The following is a 17,157-nucleotide window of genomic DNA, read 5'->3' as shown; positions in this document are numbered from 1 at the left end:
TTTCATTCCTCAAGCAGTGCTTATTTGGCACGGCCTTTGTAGGAACCGCCTTCGCGGGTATCGATCTCGATCATGTCGCCGATTTCGATGAAGTCAGCAACCGACAGCTCGGTACCGTTCTTCAGTTTGGCAGGCTTCATCACCTTGCCGGAAGTGTCGCCGCGAGCGGAACCTTCGGTGTAGTCAACCTGACGCACGATGGTGGTCGGCAGCTCTACGGAAACCAGACGGCCTTCGAAGAACACGGCTTCGCAAACGTCGGTCATGCCTTCTTCCACGAATGGCAGAACGCTTTCGATGTCTTCGGCGTTCAGCTCGTACATGGTGTAGTCGGTGGTGTCCATGAACGTGTAGGAGTCGCCGCTGATGAAGGACAGGGTCGCTTCCTTACGGTCGAGGATCACGTCGTCCAGCTTGTCGTCCGCACCGTATACGGTTTCGGTCTTGTAGCCGGTCAGCAGGTTCTTCAGCTTGGTCTTCATGATCGCGCTGTTACGACCGGACTTGGTGAATTCAGCTTTCTGAACCAGCCAAGGATCGTTGTCGATACGGATCACGGTACCGGGTTTGAGTTCTTTACCAGTTTTCATTGCGAATATCCGAATTTGGATGGGATTTACAAAAATCTAGGCCGCGTATCATATCCAATTTCCATAAAACTGTACCAGCGCCGTGGCAAGATCGGTCTGCAAGGCCTGTTCCAGACACCACGCCTCGGCGTGTTTTTCCAGCTCTGGCCAGTGTTTACGGGTGGATTGCCAGTGGTCGGGCATTTTTTCACCGGCGTTCCAGGCCCGCCAGAGACCGCTGATCGCCTCCCGCGCAGGGTCCGATAGCCCCTTCACATAGAGTTCGAGGAAGGCTTCGAGCTTGTCCAGATGGATATCTTCTTCCTGTCGGTAGATGTGCCAGAGAAAGGGCCGGCCCGCCCATTGAGCGCGCACAAAGGAGTCTTCGCCGCGCACGGCATTGAAATCGCAGCACCACAGCAACCCGTCGTATTGGTCCTGGCGGACGAATGGCAGCACTTGCACGGTCAAGGCGTCACGCACATGCACGGCACCGGCCGCCAAACCCTGCACACCGAGCCAACGCTCGACGTCGCCGAGAATCCGCCCTTCCGGCACCAGCAGATGAGTGGCCGTCGAATCGCCAGCCATCGCATCGAGCCAACTGGCCAGCCCGGAGTTTTCGTAGGCAAACAATGAGATCAACTGAGCGCCGGGTGCAGGATCAATCCCTAAACCGTGCAGGAATTCTCTTTGAGCTTGCGGGTCCTGCTGAAATTGCCGACGACGCTCAAGCAGTCCGCGCTCACGCAACAATCCGCCAGTGCCCTTCTGGAAACCCGGGAAGAAAAAGAACTTCTGTACATTTTTGTACTTCACCGAGGGCAATCCGTGACAGCCGATCACCCAGTCCTCGGCACTCAGGTAGTCGAGGTTCATCCACAGCGGAGTCTTTTCCCGTTCGACCATGGCATCCATATAGGCGCTCGGCAATTGGCAGGCGAATGCAGCAATCACCACATCGGCAGCTTCGGTCCGTTGCCACTCGGCTGGCCATTGGCGCACTTCGACGCCTTGCTGCCATTGCTGCGCAGCGTGGATGTCGATTGGCGGACACAGGCGCTCGAACGCTCGCAGATCATCGACCCATAGACGCACTGCCAGTCCATGTTCGGCCACCAGTTGCCGGGCCAGTCGCCAGGTCACGCCGATGTCGCCGAAATTGTCGACCACGGTGCAAAAAATATCCCAGCGGGTTTTCAGTTCAGGCATTCCAGGCTCCCGTTGGCAAAGGCGCCGATTGTCCGCATAAATTACCCCGTGCAGAAGAGCCGACGACGATTATTCTTCATGCGACAATTGCCACTCGCCAGTGACCTTTCGCCAGGAGGCAACCATGCCCCACCGCCCCGCTCCGCGCCGATCCTTCCCGATCAGCCTCAATGCCCTGCAACTGACCGGCAGCATCGCCCTCGGCATGTGGCTGGGATTCATTGCCATTGTGCTGACCTGCTGGCTCGCTTCACGCCTGCTTTTCAGCGAACAATTGGCACCCGTGGCGGCAGCTGTGGAGCAATTGGCCAAGCCACCGGTGGTGACTCAACCGGTGCCGGACATCCCGCCACAGAGCCCGCTGTTCGAGCAATATGAAGAAAACCTGCGCAAGAGCGAGCAGGCACAACGGCTCGATCAGGCACGCAGCAGCACTCGCAACCTGGCCAACCCGAACTGTCAGTTCTGGCTGCAACAGGACCGGACTGCACCCAGCGAAAAAAGTCGCGCCAACGTTCTGCAATTCTGTGATTGATCATGAATAAGCACACCGTCCACCAACTGATTCTCGACAAGCTGCAGATCGATCTCGACATCGCCGAACGGGCCGCGCAAACCGCCTACGAAACGGCGACCCACGAAGAAAACATCGCCGAGAACAAATACGACACCCTGGGGCTCGAGGCGTCCTATCTCGCGGCCGGGCAAGCCAAGAGGGTCGAGGAAATCCGCCAGTCACTGAGCCTCTGCCAGAACCTGGCCCTGCGCCCGTATGACGAACACCGGGGCATCGAAGTCGGCGCGCTGCTCGGGCTCGAAGATGAAAAGGGGCGCGAACAATGGCTGTTCCTCGCCCCTGATGCAGCCGGGTTGAAAGTCGACCTGGTGGGGCAACTGATCACTGTCATCACCCCGCGCTCACCGCTGGGCAAAAGCCTGCTGGGCAAGTTCGAGGGCGACGAGGTGGAAATTACGGTGGCGGGCGCTCGGCAACAGTTCGCTGTCACCGAGGTCGTTTAAACGAGCTTAATGGACTGGCAGTTCGACACCTTCGAACAGCTCTTCCAGTTCCTGCTTGTTGTGGCATTGAATGGCCTTGGCCATGACTTCGCGGGTCAGGTGCGGCGCGAACTTCTCGATGAAGTCGCACATGAAGCCACGCAGGAAGGTGCCGCGACGGAAGCCGATCTTGGTCACGCTGGACTCGAACAGTTCGCTGGCATCAAGTACGACCAGGTCGCTGTCGAGTTTGGTGTCGACGGCCATTTTCGCCACGATGCCCACGCCCAGGCCCAGGCGAACATAGGTCTTGATCACATCGGCGTCGGCGGCGGTGAATACCACTTTCGGCGTCAGGCCTCGATGGCTGAACGCTTCGTCGAGTTTCGAACGGCCGGTAAAACCGAACACGTAAGTGACGATCGGGTATTCGGCCAGCGCTTCGAGGGTCAGTTTCGACAGTTTGGTCAGCGGGTGGCCCTGCGGCACGACCACGCAGCGGTTCCAGCGGTAGCACGGCATCATCACCAGATCACCGAACAGTTCGAGCGCTTCGGTGGCAATGGCGAAATCCACGGTGCCGTCAGCGGCCATTTCGGCGATTTGCATCGGCGATCCCTGGTGCATATGCAGGGCAACGTCCGGGTATTGCTTGATGAAATTGCTGATCACCGGCGGTAACGCATAACGCGCCTGGGTGTGAGTGGTGGCAATCGACAGGGTGCCTTTCTTCTCGTTGGAGAATTCCTGGGCGATCTGCTTGATGCTTTCAACCTTGCGCAGGATCTCGCCGGCGGTGGTGATGATGCGCTCACCAGCCGGGGTAACCCGGGTCAAGTGCTTGCCGCTGCGGGCAAAGACTTCGACGCCCAGTTCATCTTCCAGCAGACGGATCTGTTTGCTGATGCCCGGTTGAGAGGTGTAAAGGCTTTGGGCTGTAGCGGAAACGTTGAGGTCGTGGTGCGCCACTTCCCAGATGTAGCGCAATTGTTGAAGCTTCATATGAATCCCTCAAAGCAGGTAGACGCCACGGGCATCAGCGACGATATATAACTATATTAATGGCTCGAAGAATAAATCTAGAACTTTTTTATCAGATTGCCATTATTCGGGTCCTAGAGGTCCCCTTGACGACGACGTTGCACCAGCGGCACCAGATAGACCGGCACCTTGGACAGTTGCAAAACACGGGCGGCGGTCCGGCCCAAAGGCGTTTCCGCACCCGCACCGTGGCTGTGACTTCCTACGATCAACAAATCCACGGAGAGTTTCTGCGCCTGGTCCAGAATCACCTGCGAGGGGTCGCCCTGCAGCACCCTGACTGCCTGAATCCGCTCCAGGTCGTGCTCCCCTTCCTCCCCCAGCTCCTCACGAAAACTGTCGAGCACCCGCTGCTCGATACTGGCAATCACTGTGTTCAGGCCCTGGCTGTGAAACTCGTTCAGCGCCTGTTCATCGAGATAACTTTGCAGCACCGATTCGGCAAACAACCCCATGGGCTCAACCGCATGCACAACGTACAAATTGGCATTGAAGGTGCGGGCCAGCTCCAGGGCATGCTGCATCACCACGGGCGCGTACAGGCCAAGGTCAGTGGCGTACAGCATCGAACGAATCATATGACCTCCTCGACTGCCAACATGGCGGACATTTGATTCAGCTTAGCAGTGCCTTGGCGACTACGACGTCCGGCGCAACACATTGAACGGCGGGCTTAAACCTTTTGCTCGTTGCTTATGCCGTGGGGCACATGACCGGTGGCGACGACTTCACGGGCCAATTCGCAGTGGCCGGCCTGATCATCGAAAAACACATCGGCCGCAAAGGCTTCGAGAAAGGCGGACTTGGTCAGGCCGCCGAGGAACAGCGATTCGTCGAGACGAATATCCCACTCGCGCAACGTGCGAATCACCCGCTCATGGGCGGGCGCCGATCGCGCCGTGACCAGCGCAGTACGAATCGGACAGGCGTCCTCCGGGAACTCACGCTGCAACAGGTTCAGGGCCGCGAGAAATCCCTTGAACGGCCCTCCGCGCAACGGCTCGCGAGCGGCCTCACGCTCACTGGCCTGGAACGCCTCCAGACCACCGGCCTGATAAATGCGCTCCGACTCATCGGAAAACAGCACCGCGTCTCCGTCGAAGGCAATGCGCAGCTCGTCGCTGGCCGCACGGCTGGCACCGCCAGACAGGATGGTCGCCGCGGCGAATCCGGCGTCCAGGGCATTGCGTACGTCTTCGGCGTGGGTCGAGAGAAACAGATCGCAGCCAAAGGCCTTGAGGTAGGGATACGGACTACGTCCGCCGACGAATGCCGCACGGGAAATCGCCAATCCGTAATGGTCGATCGAATTGAATACCCGCAACCCGGTGTCGGCGCTATTGCGCGACACCAGAATCACCTCGACCCGGGCGCGGCCCAGGCTATTGTTGAGGTTCAGGAGTTTCTGCACCAACGGAAAAGCATCGCCGGGCTGAAGGATTTCGTCTTCGTGTTCGATCTGATACTGCCGGTAGGCTTCGACGCCGCTCGACAGATAGACCTTGTGGCTTTCGCTCAAATCAAACAGCGCCCGCGAAGAAATCGCCAGCACCAGCTTGTCGTCAATTGCCTTTGGCATGCCCTTCCCCCTCAGGTCGGTCGACTCAGGTGTTGCGTCGATCAATGAAACTCAAGCTGCGATACAAAGCCTCGATGCGTGGCATTTCACATCCCGCGGCCCTGGCGGCCGCCAGTGGTCGAGCGTAGATCGCGGCCAGCTCCAGCGGCCGCTTGTGCAGGAAATCGTGGTACATGCTCGGCCAGTAGTCGGGCATTTTTTCGGTCACCATGAACAGGTGTTCGGCATACCCTGCCGGTACGTCGTGCCCGCAGGCAATTGCGCCTTGCACCACTTCAGCCATCAGCGCCTTGATCAGTTCGCGACTGTCGGTATCGGCCATCAACGGCGTGGTGCTCGCCCCGAGCAAAACCGAGAGACCGTTGTAAGGGATATTCCAGACCAGTTTTTGCCAGCGCGCCTGATGCAAATTCGCCATGGCCTGGGAATCGAGCCCGGCGCTGCGGAACAGGTCGACACCCTCCTCGACTATCGCAGTGCGTGTCGGCCCATCGGCGGGACCGCTGTGATATCCCACGTGCACCGCGCCCAGCGCCTGATGGGTGATGACGCCCGGCGCCTCGCGATGGACGCAGATGTAGCAGAGTCCGCCGAGCACATGCAGCGAATCGGGGAGCAACTCGCGCAGGCTGTCTTCGACGTCCAGGCCATTTTGCAACAGCAGCACTTTGGCATCCGGTGCCGCCGCCTGCAGGATGGCCGGTGCCAGATCTGCATTGCTGGTGGTTTTCGCGCCCACCAGCAGCCAGTCGCAGGGCGGCATGTCTTCAGCCTTTGAGTAAGCCTGTACCGGGTTCAGCTTCAGCGCACCGTGGGGCGCGCTATCGACTTGCAACCCGTGCTCGGCCACGGCGGAAAACTCGCTGCGCAGCAGAAAATGCACATCAAAACCGGCACGCGCCAGCATCACCCCGTAGAACCCACCGATTGCGCCGGTCCCGATAATGCCGATTGTCGGCCTGGCAACTGTCCCCATCATGGCAACTCCTCTGCTGTTCGACTCAACGCCTGGCGCACGGCTCGATTGAGCTCTGTGTCGGTCAGGCGCGATTTCAGTGCTCCGAAAAACTCGCCGTCGCGAACGACAAACAGCGCCGGCAAATGAAAGACCTGATAACGCTCGACCAGCCCGCCGTTATTGCCGGCATCGATCCAGCACAGTCGATCGACGGCCAGATCGAGTGTCGGTAATTGTTCGCGGGCAAAACGGCAGCTGGCGCAGCCGACACTGGTGAAAATGACCAGCGAAACACCGCTCATCGCCAGTAGCCGTTGGTCGGCGTCAAAATCGGTCAGTTCCAATTCGACCACTATACTGGGGAGAACAATGTCAGATGGCCGACACATGGAGTCTGTGTTCATGGGACGATTCATTCCTCACCCTGACGATGTGCCTGTCGAATTAACCTTGCTCAAACCTGAGTGTATTTCGCGACGGCAGCTGCACACTATCAGCCTCGGGGGCATGGCTTGCAATTATCACCGCGCATGGCGCTACGGCACGGCACTGGAAGTACGCATGCCGACCGTGAACCCGGACATGCGCTATCTGGGCTATGTCGCCTGGTGCCTGCGGCGCAAACGCGGTTATCTGGTGGGCATCGCTTTCGTCGACGAACAAACGCTGTTCAGCGCCCGAATGGGTGAGCAGGTGTGCCAGATCGAACGCTACTGCCGCCTGCATGAGTCCCACGAAGACTTGCAGGATGTTCAGGCCCTGGCGCTCGAATGGGTCCAGGAGCATGCCGACGAGTTCTCCCACGAATCGGTGCGCAAGGCTTTTGCGCAGCCGGTGCCGGAATAGGGGCGTACTTGATCGGTTTGGCCCTCACGGCAGGGAAACTGACTGCGAAAGCCCACCAAACCGGCGTCTGCCCATTGTCGAGCCACGGTGTAACGCGCTAAGGTTCGGCTCCCCGACGCGCTTAATTTGCTGTGCTCCGCCGCGCGGGTTCGCTGGCGGCCGGCACCCGTGACCTGACGAGTAAACGATGGCTGATTTACCGATCAACGACCTAAACGTCGCCTCCAACGAGACGCTGATCACTCCTGACCAGCTCAAGCGCGATATTCCCCTGAGCGACGCCGCACTGCGCACCGTCACCAAGGGCCGCGAAGTCATTCGCAACATTCTGGATGGCACCGACCACCGCCTGTTCGTCGTCATCGGGCCTTGCTCGATCCACGACATCAAGGCCGCCCACGAGTATGCCGAGCGCCTGAAGGTTCTCGCTGCCGAAGTGTCCGATACCCTGTATCTGGTCATGCGCGTGTATTTCGAGAAGCCGCGTACCACCGTCGGCTGGAAAGGCTTGATCAACGACCCTTACCTGGACGACTCGTTCAAGATCCAGGATGGCTTGCACATCGGTCGCCAGTTGCTGCTGGACCTGGCCGAAAAAGGCCTGCCGACCGCCACCGAAGCCCTCGACCCGATCTCCCCGCAGTACCTGCAGGACCTGATCAGCTGGTCGGCCATCGGCGCGCGCACCACCGAATCCCAGACTCACCGTGAAATGGCGTCCGGCCTGTCCTCGGCCGTCGGCTTCAAGAACGGTACCGACGGCGGCCTGACCGTGGCGATCAACGCCCTGCAGTCGGTTTCCAGCCCGCACCGCTTCCTGGGCATCAACCAGGAAGGTGGCGTCTCCATCGTGACGACCAAGGGCAATGCCTACGGTCACGTGGTGCTGCGCGGCGGCAACGGCAAGCCGAACTACGATTCGGTCAGCGTTGCGCTTTGCGAGCAGGCGCTGAACAAGGCGAAGATCAAGCCGAACATCATGGTCGATTGCAGCCACGCCAACTCCAACAAGGATCCGGCCCTGCAACCGCTGGTGATGGAAAACGTCGCCAACCAGATCCTCGAAGGCAACAAGTCGATCATCGGCCTGATGGTTGAAAGCCACCTGAACTGGGGCGCCCAGGCAATCCCGAAAGACCTCGCCGACCTGCAGTACGGCGTGTCGATCACTGACGCTTGCATCGACTGGACCGCGACCGAAAACACCTTGCGCAGCATGCATGCCAAGCTCAAGGATGTGCTGCCTAAACGCGATCGCAGCTGATCGCCTGACGGCCTGTTCAAAAAGCGCACACAAAAAAACGCCGGGTAGAACCCGGCGTTTTTTTATGCATTCGTTTGCCTGAAAGTCACTGACTCAGCTTGGCCGCATGCCGCTGGTGACGCTCCATGTAGCGCTCGACGTAGGAGCACGATGGAATGACGGTGTAGCCCATTTCGTCAGCGTACTCCAGCGCCTTCTCGGTCAAGGCTGCCGCAATACCGCGACCACGCAATGCGTTGGGCACGAAGGTGCGATAGATATCCAGGGTCTGTTTCCCCAGATCCATATAGGTCAGATAGGCACGATGACCGTCCACATTGGTCTCGAACTGATGACCAGCCTGGTCATGGTGGATGGACAACGCCTCGCTCATCACTACTCCTCGCGGGTCTGGAATTCCGACCCCTACCTTACCGATGTTTTTCCGGCGAAGGAACATCTACGCCACCCCGTGCCTGAATGGACACCGAGAAGAGCTGCACCGATCTCGCGCTACCGAGCACGTACAAATAGTAGGCACCATTGACAGAAATGCTCAAGGTACGCTCGTCATCATGCCCGTTGGCGGGTGCTGCTCCGTAATCACGCAGGAATGGCTCGACCGAAGGTCACTCCGGGTCGATAGCCTGAACATTGCCGGATGTTGAGACTTAAGACGAGCGCCCGTTGTTAAAGTCACCTGAACATCGAGAAAGATAGTGAGAGGCGCCACGCAAAAGCCGAACAAAAGTGTAGACGAATCCATATAGGCGGACTTTAGCCAGCCGGGGAAAAAGAGCGCTGTGCCGAAGGAACTTTTTCTCGGCAGTTCGCTCAGCCACGGGCCTTGCAGCTGGATATTTTTTAAACAATTCAGTTAAAAGTTGCTCGAAAAAGAATCAACGCCTACAATTTTTTTTGCTTCTTGCTTCACGTCAGTTTTACTTACTACAAGTAATGGGTAGTATGTACGCCGGCTATTTCCTCAATCGGAGGAGATAGCTACTTAATAGAAAGTCCTTGAAGGGGAACACGATGAACAACGTTCTGAAATTCTCTGCTCTGGCTCTGGCCGCAGTTCTGGCTACCGGTTGCAGCAGCGCATCGAAAGAAACCGAAGCACGTCTGACCGCTACTGAAGACGCAGCTGCTCGCTCCCAGGCTCGTGCAGACGAAGCTTACCGTAAAGCTGATGAAGCTCTGGCTGCTGCTCAAAAAGCACAACAGACTGCTGACGAAGCTAACGAGCGTGCTCTGCGCATGCTGGACAAAGCTAGCCGCAAGTAATAATCCCTCGGGATTGTTATCAAGCCGACCCATTTTTTGGGTCGGCTTTTTTATTGCCCGGCGTTTCTCCAGGCAATAAAAAACCCGTCGACGCGGTCTGCGTCGACGGGCTCTTTGCAAGCGTTACTGCAGCGGATCGATCGGCGTGCTCGACACCATCGGCGCGACGCCGTTGCCCGGCACTGCGATCTCTACCGGCAGACCGTCTTCAGCGGCCACCACATCCCGCACCACATCCCAGTTCATGCGCAGGTTGTTGGTGATGTCTTCACGCTTGAGCATCGCATTGATGACCGCAGTGTGTTTGTCGACCACCGACGGGTTGCCCTTGTCGTCCAGCGGCGTGTGCGCCTCCAGATAGACCTTGCCGCCACTCATGCCGAACTTGTACGGGTCGTTGATGATCCGTACCGAGGTACCGACCGGCACCATGCCTGCCATTTCCAGCACGTTGTTGTTGAACATGCGGAAGCAACCGTGGCTGGTGCGCATGCCGATACCGAACTTCTTGTTCGAACCGTGGATCAGGTAGCCCGGAGTGCCCAGGGTGAACTTGAACGGGCCCAGAGGGTTGTCAGGGCCTGCCGGCACGACGTTGGGCAGCGGATCACCATCTGCCGCGTGTTCGGCCTTGATCGACGCCGGAGGCGTCCAGGTCGGGTTAGGCGTCTTGGCGGTGATGCTGGTGTGGGCAATCGGCGAGCCCCAGCCTTCACGACCGATACCCAGCGGGAACGTGTACACCACGTTCTTGCCTTTCGGGTAGTAGTACAGGCGGTACTCGGCCAGGTTGATCACGATGCCTTCACGCGGGCCTGGTGGCAGGATGAAGCGAGTCGGCAGAATGATTTCCGTGCCGGCGCCCGGCAACCATGCATCGACACCCGGGTTGGCCGCGACCATTTCCGTGTAGCCCAGGTCATAGGCAGTACCAAGGTCGGCGAAGGTGTCTTCGTACTTGGCCTTGATCACCTGCACCTGGCCGATGATGTCCTCACCGGGCGGTGGCAGGGGAAACTCCAATGCTGCAACGGGACCGGCCACAAAAAGGGCGGCAAGGGTCAGGCAGCGGGTGACGGCAGGAAAGCGCGGCAACATCCGGAAAATCCTTCGCATGATCAACTGAGGGTATAAGGAGGCGATTGTACACTGCCGCCCGTTATTTCGGGGAGATGGCCCGATTGCAGGCAATGCAGGGCGGTAATGGCCACTCGGAACGTGGTCCTGATGCGTGCATGTTTCCCTGAAGGAGCTGCCGCAGGCTGCGATCTTTTGATTTTGATTTTTGACCATGTCGAAGAAGCGGAAGATCAAGATCAAAAGATCGCAGCCTGCGGCAGCTCCTACAATGGACCGGCGTACACAGACGCTCTTCACCACTCAACAGGCCGAGCGTTAGCTCGCCTGCCGCTCTTGATCTTGATCCACCCGCCCCCTCGGCAGGCTGAGCGGAGGTGTTCATCCGGGGATGGGCGCGCAGCGCCGTTCGACGCAGTCGAACTCATTGCATGTAGGTCGAAGCGAAGCCGACCGGAGGGCAATGCCCCCGGATGGACACCGGAGCGAAGGAACACCGAGCCTCAGCGAGGGGCCGTACGTAAGGGGCGAGACTTTTTGGTTCCTTTTGTGTCGTTTGACAAAAGGGACTCGCCGTAAGGGCGAAACCATAAGCCGCCGTTACCACAGGAATGGATATGTACACGACCCGCTGCTTCACGACGACAGACTAAAGCTCAAACCGCAATTCAGGCCAGATCGGCGACGTCCCCCGCTTCTGCGACTCAAGAATGGCCCTGCACAACGAACACAGCCGCTGATCCTGAAACACCCGGCGATCAACACTCGACCAGCGCGGTTGCGCCGGCAACAGGCTGCCGCAAAGGGTCCGGTCCGCCGAGCCGCCCAACTCCAGCTGACGGGTCACCAGATGCACCCGCACTTCCTGGCAGGCGAACAGATCCAGCTGTTCGTCAGGCTCGATCAGTTGATAGGCAAATAGTGACCAGGCGGGACGCGGCATCGGGGGCTCCAAATCGGGGGCGCCACCTTAGCCGAAAGCCTGCGTCTAGAAAAGTGTCATAACAGCGGTTTTAGAGTAGGCCAGACATTTTCCAGCAACTTGTCCTGGGCCCCGGCCGCCGGGTGTATGCCGTCGGCCTGCATCAACTCCGGATGACCGCCCACGCCGTCGAGGAAAAACGGCACCAGCGGGATCTTTTTCTCATCGGCCAGGTTGCTGTAGACCTCGGCGAACGCCTTGGTGTAACGCGCACCGTAATTGGGTGGCAATTGCATGCCGAGCAACAGCACCTTGGCACCACTGGCCCGGGAGCTGTCGATCATCGAGGCAAGATTTTGTTGCAATTGAGTTGGCAGCAAACCGCGCAGGCCGTCATTCCCCCCCAACTCGAGGATCACCAGTTCCGGTTTATGCTCTGCAAGCAGCGCGGGCAGGCGCGCCTGGCCTCCGGCACTGGTGTCGCCACTGATGGACGCATTGATCACTTTGTCGTCGAAACCTTCGCGCCTGAGCCGCTGTTCAAGCAGCGACACCCACCCCAGCCGGGTATCCAGCCCGAAACCGGCGCTGATACTATCGCCAACGATCAGGACTGTACCCGCCGCTGCGTTTTGGGCCATGCACATCAAGGCCAGGCCAGCACTCAAAAACCAGACACGCATCGGACTCTCCATGGGCGCAAGCATTCTCATCGCGAAGGACCTTAGCAAAGTGGTTCCCAGCGCGGAAGGTGAACTGACCATCCTGCACGAACTCAGCCTGGAACTGAACAAGGGCGACAGCCTGGCCATCGTCGGCGCTTCCGGTTCCGGAAAATCCACACTGCTGGGCCTGCTCGCCGGTCTCGACCTGCCGAGCAGTGGCGAAGTCACCCTCGCCGGGCAGGGCCTGAGCAACCTCGATGAAGACCAGCGTGCGCGCATCCGCGCCGAGCACGTGGGTTTTGTCTTCCAATCGTTTCAGCTGCTCGACAGTCTCAATGCCCTGGAAAACGTCATGCTGCCGCTGGAGCTCGATGGCCGCAAAGACGCCCGCGAACGCGCCACCCAATTGCTGCAACGTGTAGGCCTGGGTCAACGCCTGACTCACTCGCCGCGCCAGCTCTCCGGGGGCGAGCAACAACGCGTGGCGATTGCCCGCGCGTTTGCCGCCGAACCCGATGTGCTGTTCGCCGACGAACCGACCGGCAACCTCGACAGCCACACCGGCGAGCGCATCAGCGACCTGCTGTTCGAACTCAACAAGGAACGCGGCACGACCCTGGTGCTGGTGACCCACGATGAACGCCTGGCCCATCGGTGCCGGCGCCTGATCCGTCTTGAAGCCGGCCTGCTGGTCGCCCCTGTGGAGCCTTGATGGCACGCCTGCCGCTGTTGCGCCTGTTCAGGCTCGCCATCCGCCAATTGCTGCGCGACGCCCGCGCCGGTGAATTGCGCGTATTGTTTTTTGCCTTGCTGGTGGCCGTGGCCGCGAGTACTGCCATTGGCTATTTCGGCGCCCGCCTGAATGGCGCCATGATGCTGCGCGCCACTGAGTTTCTCGGTGCCGACCTGCTCCTCGAAGGCAGTTCGCCCGCGCGCCCCGAACAGATAAGAAGCGGCACAGACCTGGGACTGCAACATGCGCAAGTGGTGGAGTTTTCCAGCGTCATCGCCACCGACAACGGCATCCAGTTGTCCAGCATCAAGGCGGCCGATGACACCTACCCACTACGCGGCGAACTGAAAAGCGCGCCCGCCCCGTTCGCCACGGAAAGCGCCGGTGGCGGACCGCAACCCGGTGAAGCCTGGGTCGAAGCCCGCCTGCTGACCGCCCTGGACCTGAAAATCGGGGACAGCATCGATGTCGGCATGAAAACCCTGAAACTGGCGCGAGTGCTGACGTATGAACCCGACCGCGCCGGCAATTTCTACAGCCTGACGCCGCGGGTGCTGATCAATCTCGGCGACCTTGCGGCAACCGGCGTGGTGCAACCCGGCAGCCGGGTCAGCTATCGCGAATTATGGCGAGGCAATGCCCAAACACTCGAGACGTATCGGCAACTGATCAAACCGGGACTCGCCGCCAACCAGCGCTTGCAGGACGCCCGGGATGGCAACCGGCAGATCGGCGGCGCCTTGGGCAAGGCCGAACGCTACCTGAACATGGCCAGCCTGGTGGCAGTGTTGCTGTCCGGCGTGGCGGTGGCGTTGTCGGCGACCCGCTTCGCCACGCGTCGCTTCGATGCCAGTGCCTTGCTGCGCTGCCTCGGACTGTCGCGCCGGGAAACCCTGGTGTTGTTCAGCCTGCAACTGACCGTGCTCGGGCTGCTGGCCAGCATCAGCGGTGCCCTCCTCGGCTGGCTCGCACAACTGGGGTTGTTTGCCCTGCTGCACGACTTGCTGCCGACCGACGTACCTCCGGGCGGACTGTTTCCAGCCGTCGCCGGGATCGGCACCGGACTGGTGGCCCTCGCCGGTTTCGCCTTGCCGCCACTGGCGGCTCTGGGCCGGGTTCCGCCATTGCGCGTGCTGCGCCGGGACATGCTGCCGATCCCTTCCAGCACCTGGATGGTCTACGGTGCAGCGCTGGGCGCCCTCGCCCTGATCATGTGGCGCCTGAGCCTGGACCTGGTGCTGACCTTCGCTCTGCTAGGCGGTGGCGTGATTGCAGCGCTGGTGCTGGGCAGCTTGTTACTGCTGCTGTTGAAGAGTCTGCGGCGCTTGCTCGCGCGTGCGTCCTTGCCCTGGCGCCTGGGACTCGGGCAATTGCTGCGTCATCCGCTCGCTGCCGCAGGCCAGTCCCTGGCGTTCGGCCTGATCCTGCTGTCGATGGCGCTGATTGCGCTGCTGCGCGGTGAATTGCTGGATACCTGGCAGAACCAGCTGCCGAAAAACGCCCCCAATTACTTCGCCCTGAACATCCTGCCTGCGGATAAACAGGCCTTCACCGATCACCTGATCGCCGTGTCGGCAAAATCGGCCCCCTTGTACCCGGTGGTGCCGGGGCGCTTGATCAGCATCAACGGCGAGCCGGTACAGCAGATCGTCACCAAGGAATCGGCCGGGGACCGGGCAATCCAGCGCGACCTGAGCCTGACCTGGGCGGCGGACCTGCCGGCGGGCAACAAGCTCACGGCGGGCAATTGGTGGAACGAACAAACGCCGGACGATGTTCCCGGCGTGTCGGTGGAAGGCAAAGTCGCTGAAAGCCTGAAACTCAAGCTCGGCGACCACCTGGTTTTCAGCGTGGGCGGGGTCAATCGCGAGGCGAAAGTCACCAGCCTGCGGGAGATCAACTGGGATAACTTCCAGCCGAACTTTTTCATGATTTTCCAGCCCGGCACCCTCAAGGATCTGCCGGCGACTTACCTGACCAGTTTCTATCTGGCATCGGGACATGACCAACAGATCGTCGACCTGTCCAGAGCCTTCCCGGCGGTGACGATCCTGCAGGTCGAAGCCTTGCTGGAACAACTGCGCAGCATCCTCGCCCAGGTCACCCTGGCGGTGGAGTATGTATTGCTGTTTGTGTTGGCGGCAGGGATGGCGGTGCTGTTTTCCGGCCTGCAGGCGACGCTGGACGAACGCATTCGCCAGGGCGCGCTGCTGCGCGCGCTGGGGGCCGAACGGCAATTGCTGGTCAAGGCGCGACGCATCGAGTTCGGTTTGCTGGGTGCGGTCAGCGGTTTGCTGGCGGCATTGGGCTCGGAACTGGTGAGCATGGTGCTCTACCGCTATGCCTTTGACCTGCCGTGGCACCCGCATCCTTGGCTGTTGCTGCTGCCACTGCTGGGCGCGGTGCTGATCGGCGGTGCCGGTGTGTTCGGCACCCGTCGGGCATTGAACGCCAGCCCGCTGACAGTTCTGCGCGAGGGTTGATAGACTCCAGCCGTCTCCCCCACAAGAAGTTGCCATGAGCCGTTACCGCCCTCCCCGCACCGCCGGCACCGCGCTGATCACCCCCGAGGGTGAAGCGCGGATGCGCGCCGAATTCCATGAGCTGTGGCATGTGCGTCGGCCCCAGGTGACCCAGGCCGTCAGCGAAGCCGCGGCACAGGGTGATCGCTCGGAGAACGCCGAGTACACCTACGGCAAAAAGATGCTGCGAGAGATCGACAGCCGCGTGCGTTTTCTCACCAAACGCCTGGAAGCGCTCAAGGTTGTCAGCGAAAAACCCAGCGATCCGAACAAGGTGTATTTCGGCGCCTGGGTCACGATCGAGGACGAGGATGGCAAAGAGTCGCGCTACCGCATTGTCGGACCGGATGAACTGGACCTCAAACAAGGCCTGATCAGCATTGACTCGCCATTGGCCCGAGCCCTGATCGGCAAGGCACTGGACGCCGAGGTCCGGGTCCAGACACCGACTGGTGAGCAGTGTGTTTATATCGTGGCGATCGACTACCCGTAAAACTCAAGGGCGGGTGATCAGCCCTTGCCGGGCAACGCGGGTCAGTTGCCTGATCACCTCGGAAGCGTCTTCGAGGCTGGGGGATTGAATCACTGCCAGATCAAAACTGTCGTCGGCGAAACGCGCGAGCGACTCACCGTCTTCGACAAACTGGATCAGAAAGGCAGCGGGACCGCCGGTACGACGTGGCCAGCCGTCGAGATAACGCAAGAGCGTCGGCTGATGTTTGCCGCCAAGCAGGATTTTTGGATTGCGCTGGGTGAGATGTGCCGTGATCGGCGCGGGACGTACAACCGGGTTTAGTGCATTCATTGTGTCGTGTCTCTGCCTCAAAAGTCTGCATGGCAGGTGAGAGGCAACACCGAACCAGCGCTTTAGCGGTATTTCGAAGCCTGTTCCGGCTTCTATCGGCAACTGGATGAGTCACCTGGCGCCCCGCAAGTAGCTGTTTAAATCGGCGCATGAGCAACATCCTAGAGAAGCTGACTGGACAGTGTCAAGAATGACGCTCAACAAAAAAGGCCCGCACGATGCGGGCCTTTTTTTGTTGAGCCAGAGCGGTCAACCGGCGATGACACGGTCCGCCGAGAGTTTGCCCGCACCTTCGATCAATACCGCGATACTGCCACCGAGCAAGGCCAGGGCGAACTCATAACCATTGTTGGCCATGAACAGTCCATTGCTGATGTGCACCGAGAAAATCGCGACCAGCGACAGGAAGATCAGGCCCAATGCAGCCGGGCGAACCAGCAAGCCGATGATCAGCGCCAGGCCGGCGAAGAATTCGGTGCCGCCTGCCAGTGCCGCCATCAGGTAACCCGGCGTCAGTCCGAGGCTTTCCATGTACTGCGCGGTTCCGGCCAGACCATAACCACCGAATGCCCCGAAGAGTTTTTGCGCACCGTGAGCGGCGAAAACAATGCCGACCACGATGCGCAGAACGGTCAGGCCGTAGCCGGCGCGAGTAAACAGTACCTTGTTGATCAGAGTGCTCATGCTGTTTCATTCCTT

At 59.8% G+C, this 17,157-nt stretch carries 21 protein-coding genes; 8 read left to right on the top strand and 13 right to left on the bottom strand.

Annotated features, from left to right (window positions below; all coding sequences use genetic code 11):
- Positions 1 to 20 precede the first annotated feature (20 nt).
- Positions 21 to 590, bottom strand: a complete 570-nt coding sequence (locus KW841_RS21665; RefSeq protein WP_007955690.1) for an elongation factor P — start codon at positions 588 to 590, stop codon at positions 21 to 23.
- A 48-nt stretch (positions 591 to 638) separates the two neighbouring features.
- Positions 639 to 1,781 (bottom strand): elongation factor P maturation arginine rhamnosyltransferase EarP, encoded by a 1,143-nt coding sequence (gene earP, locus KW841_RS21660; protein WP_218479692.1) that lies wholly within the window; start codon positions 1,779 to 1,781, stop codon positions 639 to 641.
- 124 nt (positions 1,782 to 1,905) lie between these two features.
- Here earP and KW841_RS21655 point away from each other — a divergent pair, with 124 nt between their 5' ends.
- Both KW841_RS21655 and KW841_RS21650 read left to right on the top strand, forming a co-directional pair.
- Positions 1,906 to 2,316 (top strand): hypothetical protein, encoded by a 411-nt coding sequence (locus KW841_RS21655; protein WP_217837547.1) that lies wholly within the window; start codon positions 1,906 to 1,908, stop codon positions 2,314 to 2,316.
- Between the two features lie 2 nt (positions 2,317 to 2,318).
- Complete coding sequence (locus tag KW841_RS21650) at positions 2,319 to 2,801, top strand: GreA/GreB family elongation factor (RefSeq protein WP_218479691.1); 483 nt, start codon at positions 2,319 to 2,321, stop codon at positions 2,799 to 2,801.
- Between the two features lie 6 nt (positions 2,802 to 2,807).
- Here KW841_RS21650 and cysB read toward each other — a convergent pair whose 3' ends face one another.
- The 5 genes from cysB to KW841_RS21625 form a co-directional block, all read right to left on the bottom strand.
- Positions 2,808 to 3,782: an HTH-type transcriptional regulator CysB gene (gene cysB, locus KW841_RS21645; RefSeq protein WP_015094029.1), complete on the bottom strand. Its 975-nt coding sequence runs from the start codon at positions 3,780 to 3,782 to the stop codon at positions 2,808 to 2,810.
- Positions 3,783 to 3,895: 113 nt separating this feature from the next.
- Positions 3,896 to 4,399 carry a universal stress protein gene (locus KW841_RS21640; RefSeq protein ID WP_218479690.1) on the bottom strand — a complete coding sequence of 168 codons (504 nt, stop codon included), beginning with the start codon at positions 4,397 to 4,399 and terminating at the stop codon, positions 3,896 to 3,898.
- A 95-nt stretch (positions 4,400 to 4,494) separates the two neighbouring features.
- The gene (locus tag KW841_RS21635; protein ID WP_007973554.1) at positions 4,495 to 5,400 is read right to left on the bottom strand and encodes a 5'-nucleotidase; all 906 of its coding nucleotides are present in this window, start codon (positions 5,398 to 5,400) and stop codon (positions 4,495 to 4,497) included.
- Between the two features lie 25 nt (positions 5,401 to 5,425).
- A complete protein-coding gene (locus KW841_RS21630; protein ID WP_218479689.1) occupies positions 5,426 to 6,379 on the bottom strand; it encodes a putative 2-dehydropantoate 2-reductase in 954 nt (317 codons plus the stop codon).
- On the bottom strand, positions 6,376 to 6,762 hold the full coding sequence (locus tag KW841_RS21625; RefSeq protein WP_218479688.1) for a co-chaperone YbbN: 387 nt from the start codon (positions 6,760 to 6,762) through the stop codon (positions 6,376 to 6,378). Before KW841_RS21625 ends, KW841_RS21630 begins: the two co-directional genes overlap by 4 nt.
- On the opposite strand from KW841_RS21625, the gene KW841_RS21620 reads away from it, so the two are divergent.
- The gene (locus tag KW841_RS21620) at positions 6,761 to 7,204 is read left to right on the top strand and encodes a PilZ domain-containing protein (protein WP_007973560.1); all 444 of its coding nucleotides are present in this window, start codon (positions 6,761 to 6,763) and stop codon (positions 7,202 to 7,204) included. The two genes, KW841_RS21625 and KW841_RS21620, sit on opposite strands and share 2 nt — an antisense overlap.
- 187 nt (positions 7,205 to 7,391) lie before the next feature.
- On the top strand, positions 7,392 to 8,468 hold the full coding sequence (locus KW841_RS21615) for a 3-deoxy-7-phosphoheptulonate synthase (RefSeq protein ID WP_007973561.1): 1,077 nt from the start codon (positions 7,392 to 7,394) through the stop codon (positions 8,466 to 8,468).
- 85 nt (positions 8,469 to 8,553) lie between these two features.
- Here the strand turns inward: KW841_RS21615 and KW841_RS21610 are convergent, their stop codons facing one another.
- Positions 8,554 to 8,841 carry a GNAT family N-acetyltransferase gene (locus KW841_RS21610; RefSeq protein WP_007973562.1) on the bottom strand — a complete coding sequence of 96 codons (288 nt, stop codon included), beginning with the start codon at positions 8,839 to 8,841 and terminating at the stop codon, positions 8,554 to 8,556.
- Positions 8,842 to 9,482: 641 nt separating this feature from the next.
- Here KW841_RS21610 and oprI point away from each other — a divergent pair.
- Positions 9,483 to 9,734 (top strand): outer membrane lipoprotei OprI, encoded by a 252-nt coding sequence (gene oprI / locus KW841_RS21605; protein WP_003199355.1) that lies wholly within the window; start codon positions 9,483 to 9,485, stop codon positions 9,732 to 9,734.
- Between the two features lie 123 nt (positions 9,735 to 9,857).
- Here the strand turns inward: oprI and KW841_RS21600 are convergent, their stop codons facing one another.
- From KW841_RS21600 to KW841_RS21590, 3 genes are all read right to left on the bottom strand, one after another.
- Complete coding sequence (locus tag KW841_RS21600; protein WP_007973563.1) at positions 9,858 to 10,832, bottom strand: L,D-transpeptidase family protein; 975 nt, start codon at positions 10,830 to 10,832, stop codon at positions 9,858 to 9,860.
- A gap of 628 nt (positions 10,833 to 11,460) precedes the next feature.
- Positions 11,461 to 11,754 carry a hypothetical protein gene (locus tag KW841_RS21595; RefSeq protein WP_003226812.1) on the bottom strand — a complete coding sequence of 98 codons (294 nt, stop codon included), beginning with the start codon at positions 11,752 to 11,754 and terminating at the stop codon, positions 11,461 to 11,463.
- A gap of 56 nt (positions 11,755 to 11,810) precedes the next feature.
- On the bottom strand, positions 11,811 to 12,416 hold the full coding sequence (locus KW841_RS21590) for an arylesterase (RefSeq protein WP_007973565.1): 606 nt from the start codon (positions 12,414 to 12,416) through the stop codon (positions 11,811 to 11,813).
- A gap of 10 nt (positions 12,417 to 12,426) precedes the next feature.
- Here KW841_RS21590 and KW841_RS21585 point away from each other — a divergent pair, with 10 nt between their 5' ends.
- The 3 genes from KW841_RS21585 to greB are packed head-to-tail and all read left to right on the top strand — an operon-like array spanning position 12,427 to position 16,146.
- Positions 12,427 to 13,110: an ABC transporter ATP-binding protein gene (locus KW841_RS21585; protein WP_218479687.1), complete on the top strand. Its 684-nt coding sequence runs from the start codon at positions 12,427 to 12,429 to the stop codon at positions 13,108 to 13,110.
- Positions 13,110 to 15,614, top strand: a complete 2,505-nt coding sequence (locus KW841_RS21580; protein WP_218479686.1) for an ABC transporter permease — start codon at positions 13,110 to 13,112, stop codon at positions 15,612 to 15,614. Before KW841_RS21585 ends, KW841_RS21580 begins: the two co-directional genes overlap by 1 nt.
- Before the next feature lie 34 nt (positions 15,615 to 15,648).
- Positions 15,649 to 16,146: a transcription elongation factor GreB gene (gene greB / locus KW841_RS21575; protein WP_007973570.1), complete on the top strand. Its 498-nt coding sequence runs from the start codon at positions 15,649 to 15,651 to the stop codon at positions 16,144 to 16,146.
- A gap of 3 nt (positions 16,147 to 16,149) precedes the next feature.
- On the opposite strand, the gene KW841_RS21570 is transcribed toward greB, so the two are convergent.
- Together KW841_RS21570 and KW841_RS21565 are read right to left on the bottom strand one after the other, a co-directional pair.
- The gene (locus KW841_RS21570) at positions 16,150 to 16,458 is read right to left on the bottom strand and encodes a class I SAM-dependent methyltransferase (protein WP_218479685.1); all 309 of its coding nucleotides are present in this window, start codon (positions 16,456 to 16,458) and stop codon (positions 16,150 to 16,152) included.
- 249 nt (positions 16,459 to 16,707) lie between these two features.
- Entirely contained in the window at positions 16,708 to 17,142 is a 435-nt protein-coding gene (locus KW841_RS21565) for a DoxX family protein (protein WP_015094020.1), read from the bottom strand.
- Positions 17,143 to 17,157: the final 15 nt, after the last annotated feature.

It is taken from the genome of Pseudomonas sp. PDM28, assembly GCF_019219115.1.
GTDB lineage: Bacteria > Pseudomonadota > Gammaproteobacteria > Pseudomonadales > Pseudomonadaceae > Aquipseudomonas > Aquipseudomonas laurylsulfatiphila.
Note: the sequence above shows the minus strand (reverse complement) of the source record. Positions and strands in the feature narration are given on the sequence as shown.

What these genes read in the sequence shown, in the direction of transcription:
- KW841_RS21580 (WP_218479686.1), top strand. Translation starts at nt 13,110, where the DNA reads ATGGCACGCCTGCCGCTGTTGCGCCTGTTCAGGCTCGCCATCCGCCAA.
- KW841_RS21590 (WP_007973565.1), bottom strand. Translation starts at nt 12,416, where the DNA reads ATGCGTGTCTGGTTTTTGAGTGCTGGCCTGGCCTTGATGTGCATGGCC.
- KW841_RS21665 (WP_007955690.1), bottom strand. Translation starts at nt 590, where the DNA reads ATGAAAACTGGTAAAGAACTCAAACCCGGTACCGTGATCCGTATCGAC.
- KW841_RS21655 (WP_217837547.1), top strand. Translation starts at nt 1,906, where the DNA reads ATGCCCCACCGCCCCGCTCCGCGCCGATCCTTCCCGATCAGCCTCAAT.
- KW841_RS21600 (WP_007973563.1), bottom strand. Translation starts at nt 10,832, where the DNA reads ATGTTGCCGCGCTTTCCTGCCGTCACCCGCTGCCTGACCCTTGCCGCC.
- KW841_RS21630 (WP_218479689.1), bottom strand. Translation starts at nt 6,379, where the DNA reads ATGATGGGGACAGTTGCCAGGCCGACAATCGGCATTATCGGGACCGGC.
- KW841_RS21595 (WP_003226812.1), bottom strand. Translation starts at nt 11,754, where the DNA reads ATGCCGCGTCCCGCCTGGTCACTATTTGCCTATCAACTGATCGAGCCT.
- earP (WP_218479692.1), bottom strand. Translation starts at nt 1,781, where the DNA reads ATGCCTGAACTGAAAACCCGCTGGGATATTTTTTGCACCGTGGTCGAC.
- oprI (WP_003199355.1), top strand. Translation starts at nt 9,483, where the DNA reads ATGAACAACGTTCTGAAATTCTCTGCTCTGGCTCTGGCCGCAGTTCTG.
- KW841_RS21635 (WP_007973554.1), bottom strand. Translation starts at nt 5,400, where the DNA reads ATGCCAAAGGCAATTGACGACAAGCTGGTGCTGGCGATTTCTTCGCGG.
- KW841_RS21650 (WP_218479691.1), top strand. Translation starts at nt 2,319, where the DNA reads ATGAATAAGCACACCGTCCACCAACTGATTCTCGACAAGCTGCAGATC.
- KW841_RS21610 (WP_007973562.1), bottom strand. Translation starts at nt 8,841, where the DNA reads ATGAGCGAGGCGTTGTCCATCCACCATGACCAGGCTGGTCATCAGTTC.
- KW841_RS21615 (WP_007973561.1), top strand. Translation starts at nt 7,392, where the DNA reads ATGGCTGATTTACCGATCAACGACCTAAACGTCGCCTCCAACGAGACG.
- KW841_RS21640 (WP_218479690.1), bottom strand. Translation starts at nt 4,399, where the DNA reads ATGATTCGTTCGATGCTGTACGCCACTGACCTTGGCCTGTACGCGCCC.
- KW841_RS21570 (WP_218479685.1), bottom strand. Translation starts at nt 16,458, where the DNA reads ATGAATGCACTAAACCCGGTTGTACGTCCCGCGCCGATCACGGCACAT.
- KW841_RS21585 (WP_218479687.1), top strand. Translation starts at nt 12,427, where the DNA reads ATGGGCGCAAGCATTCTCATCGCGAAGGACCTTAGCAAAGTGGTTCCC.
- KW841_RS21625 (WP_218479688.1), bottom strand. Translation starts at nt 6,762, where the DNA reads ATGAACACAGACTCCATGTGTCGGCCATCTGACATTGTTCTCCCCAGT.
- KW841_RS21620 (WP_007973560.1), top strand. Translation starts at nt 6,761, where the DNA reads ATGGGACGATTCATTCCTCACCCTGACGATGTGCCTGTCGAATTAACC.
- greB (WP_007973570.1), top strand. Translation starts at nt 15,649, where the DNA reads ATGAGCCGTTACCGCCCTCCCCGCACCGCCGGCACCGCGCTGATCACC.
- KW841_RS21565 (WP_015094020.1), bottom strand. Translation starts at nt 17,142, where the DNA reads ATGAGCACTCTGATCAACAAGGTACTGTTTACTCGCGCCGGCTACGGC.
- cysB (WP_015094029.1), bottom strand. Translation starts at nt 3,782, where the DNA reads ATGAAGCTTCAACAATTGCGCTACATCTGGGAAGTGGCGCACCACGAC.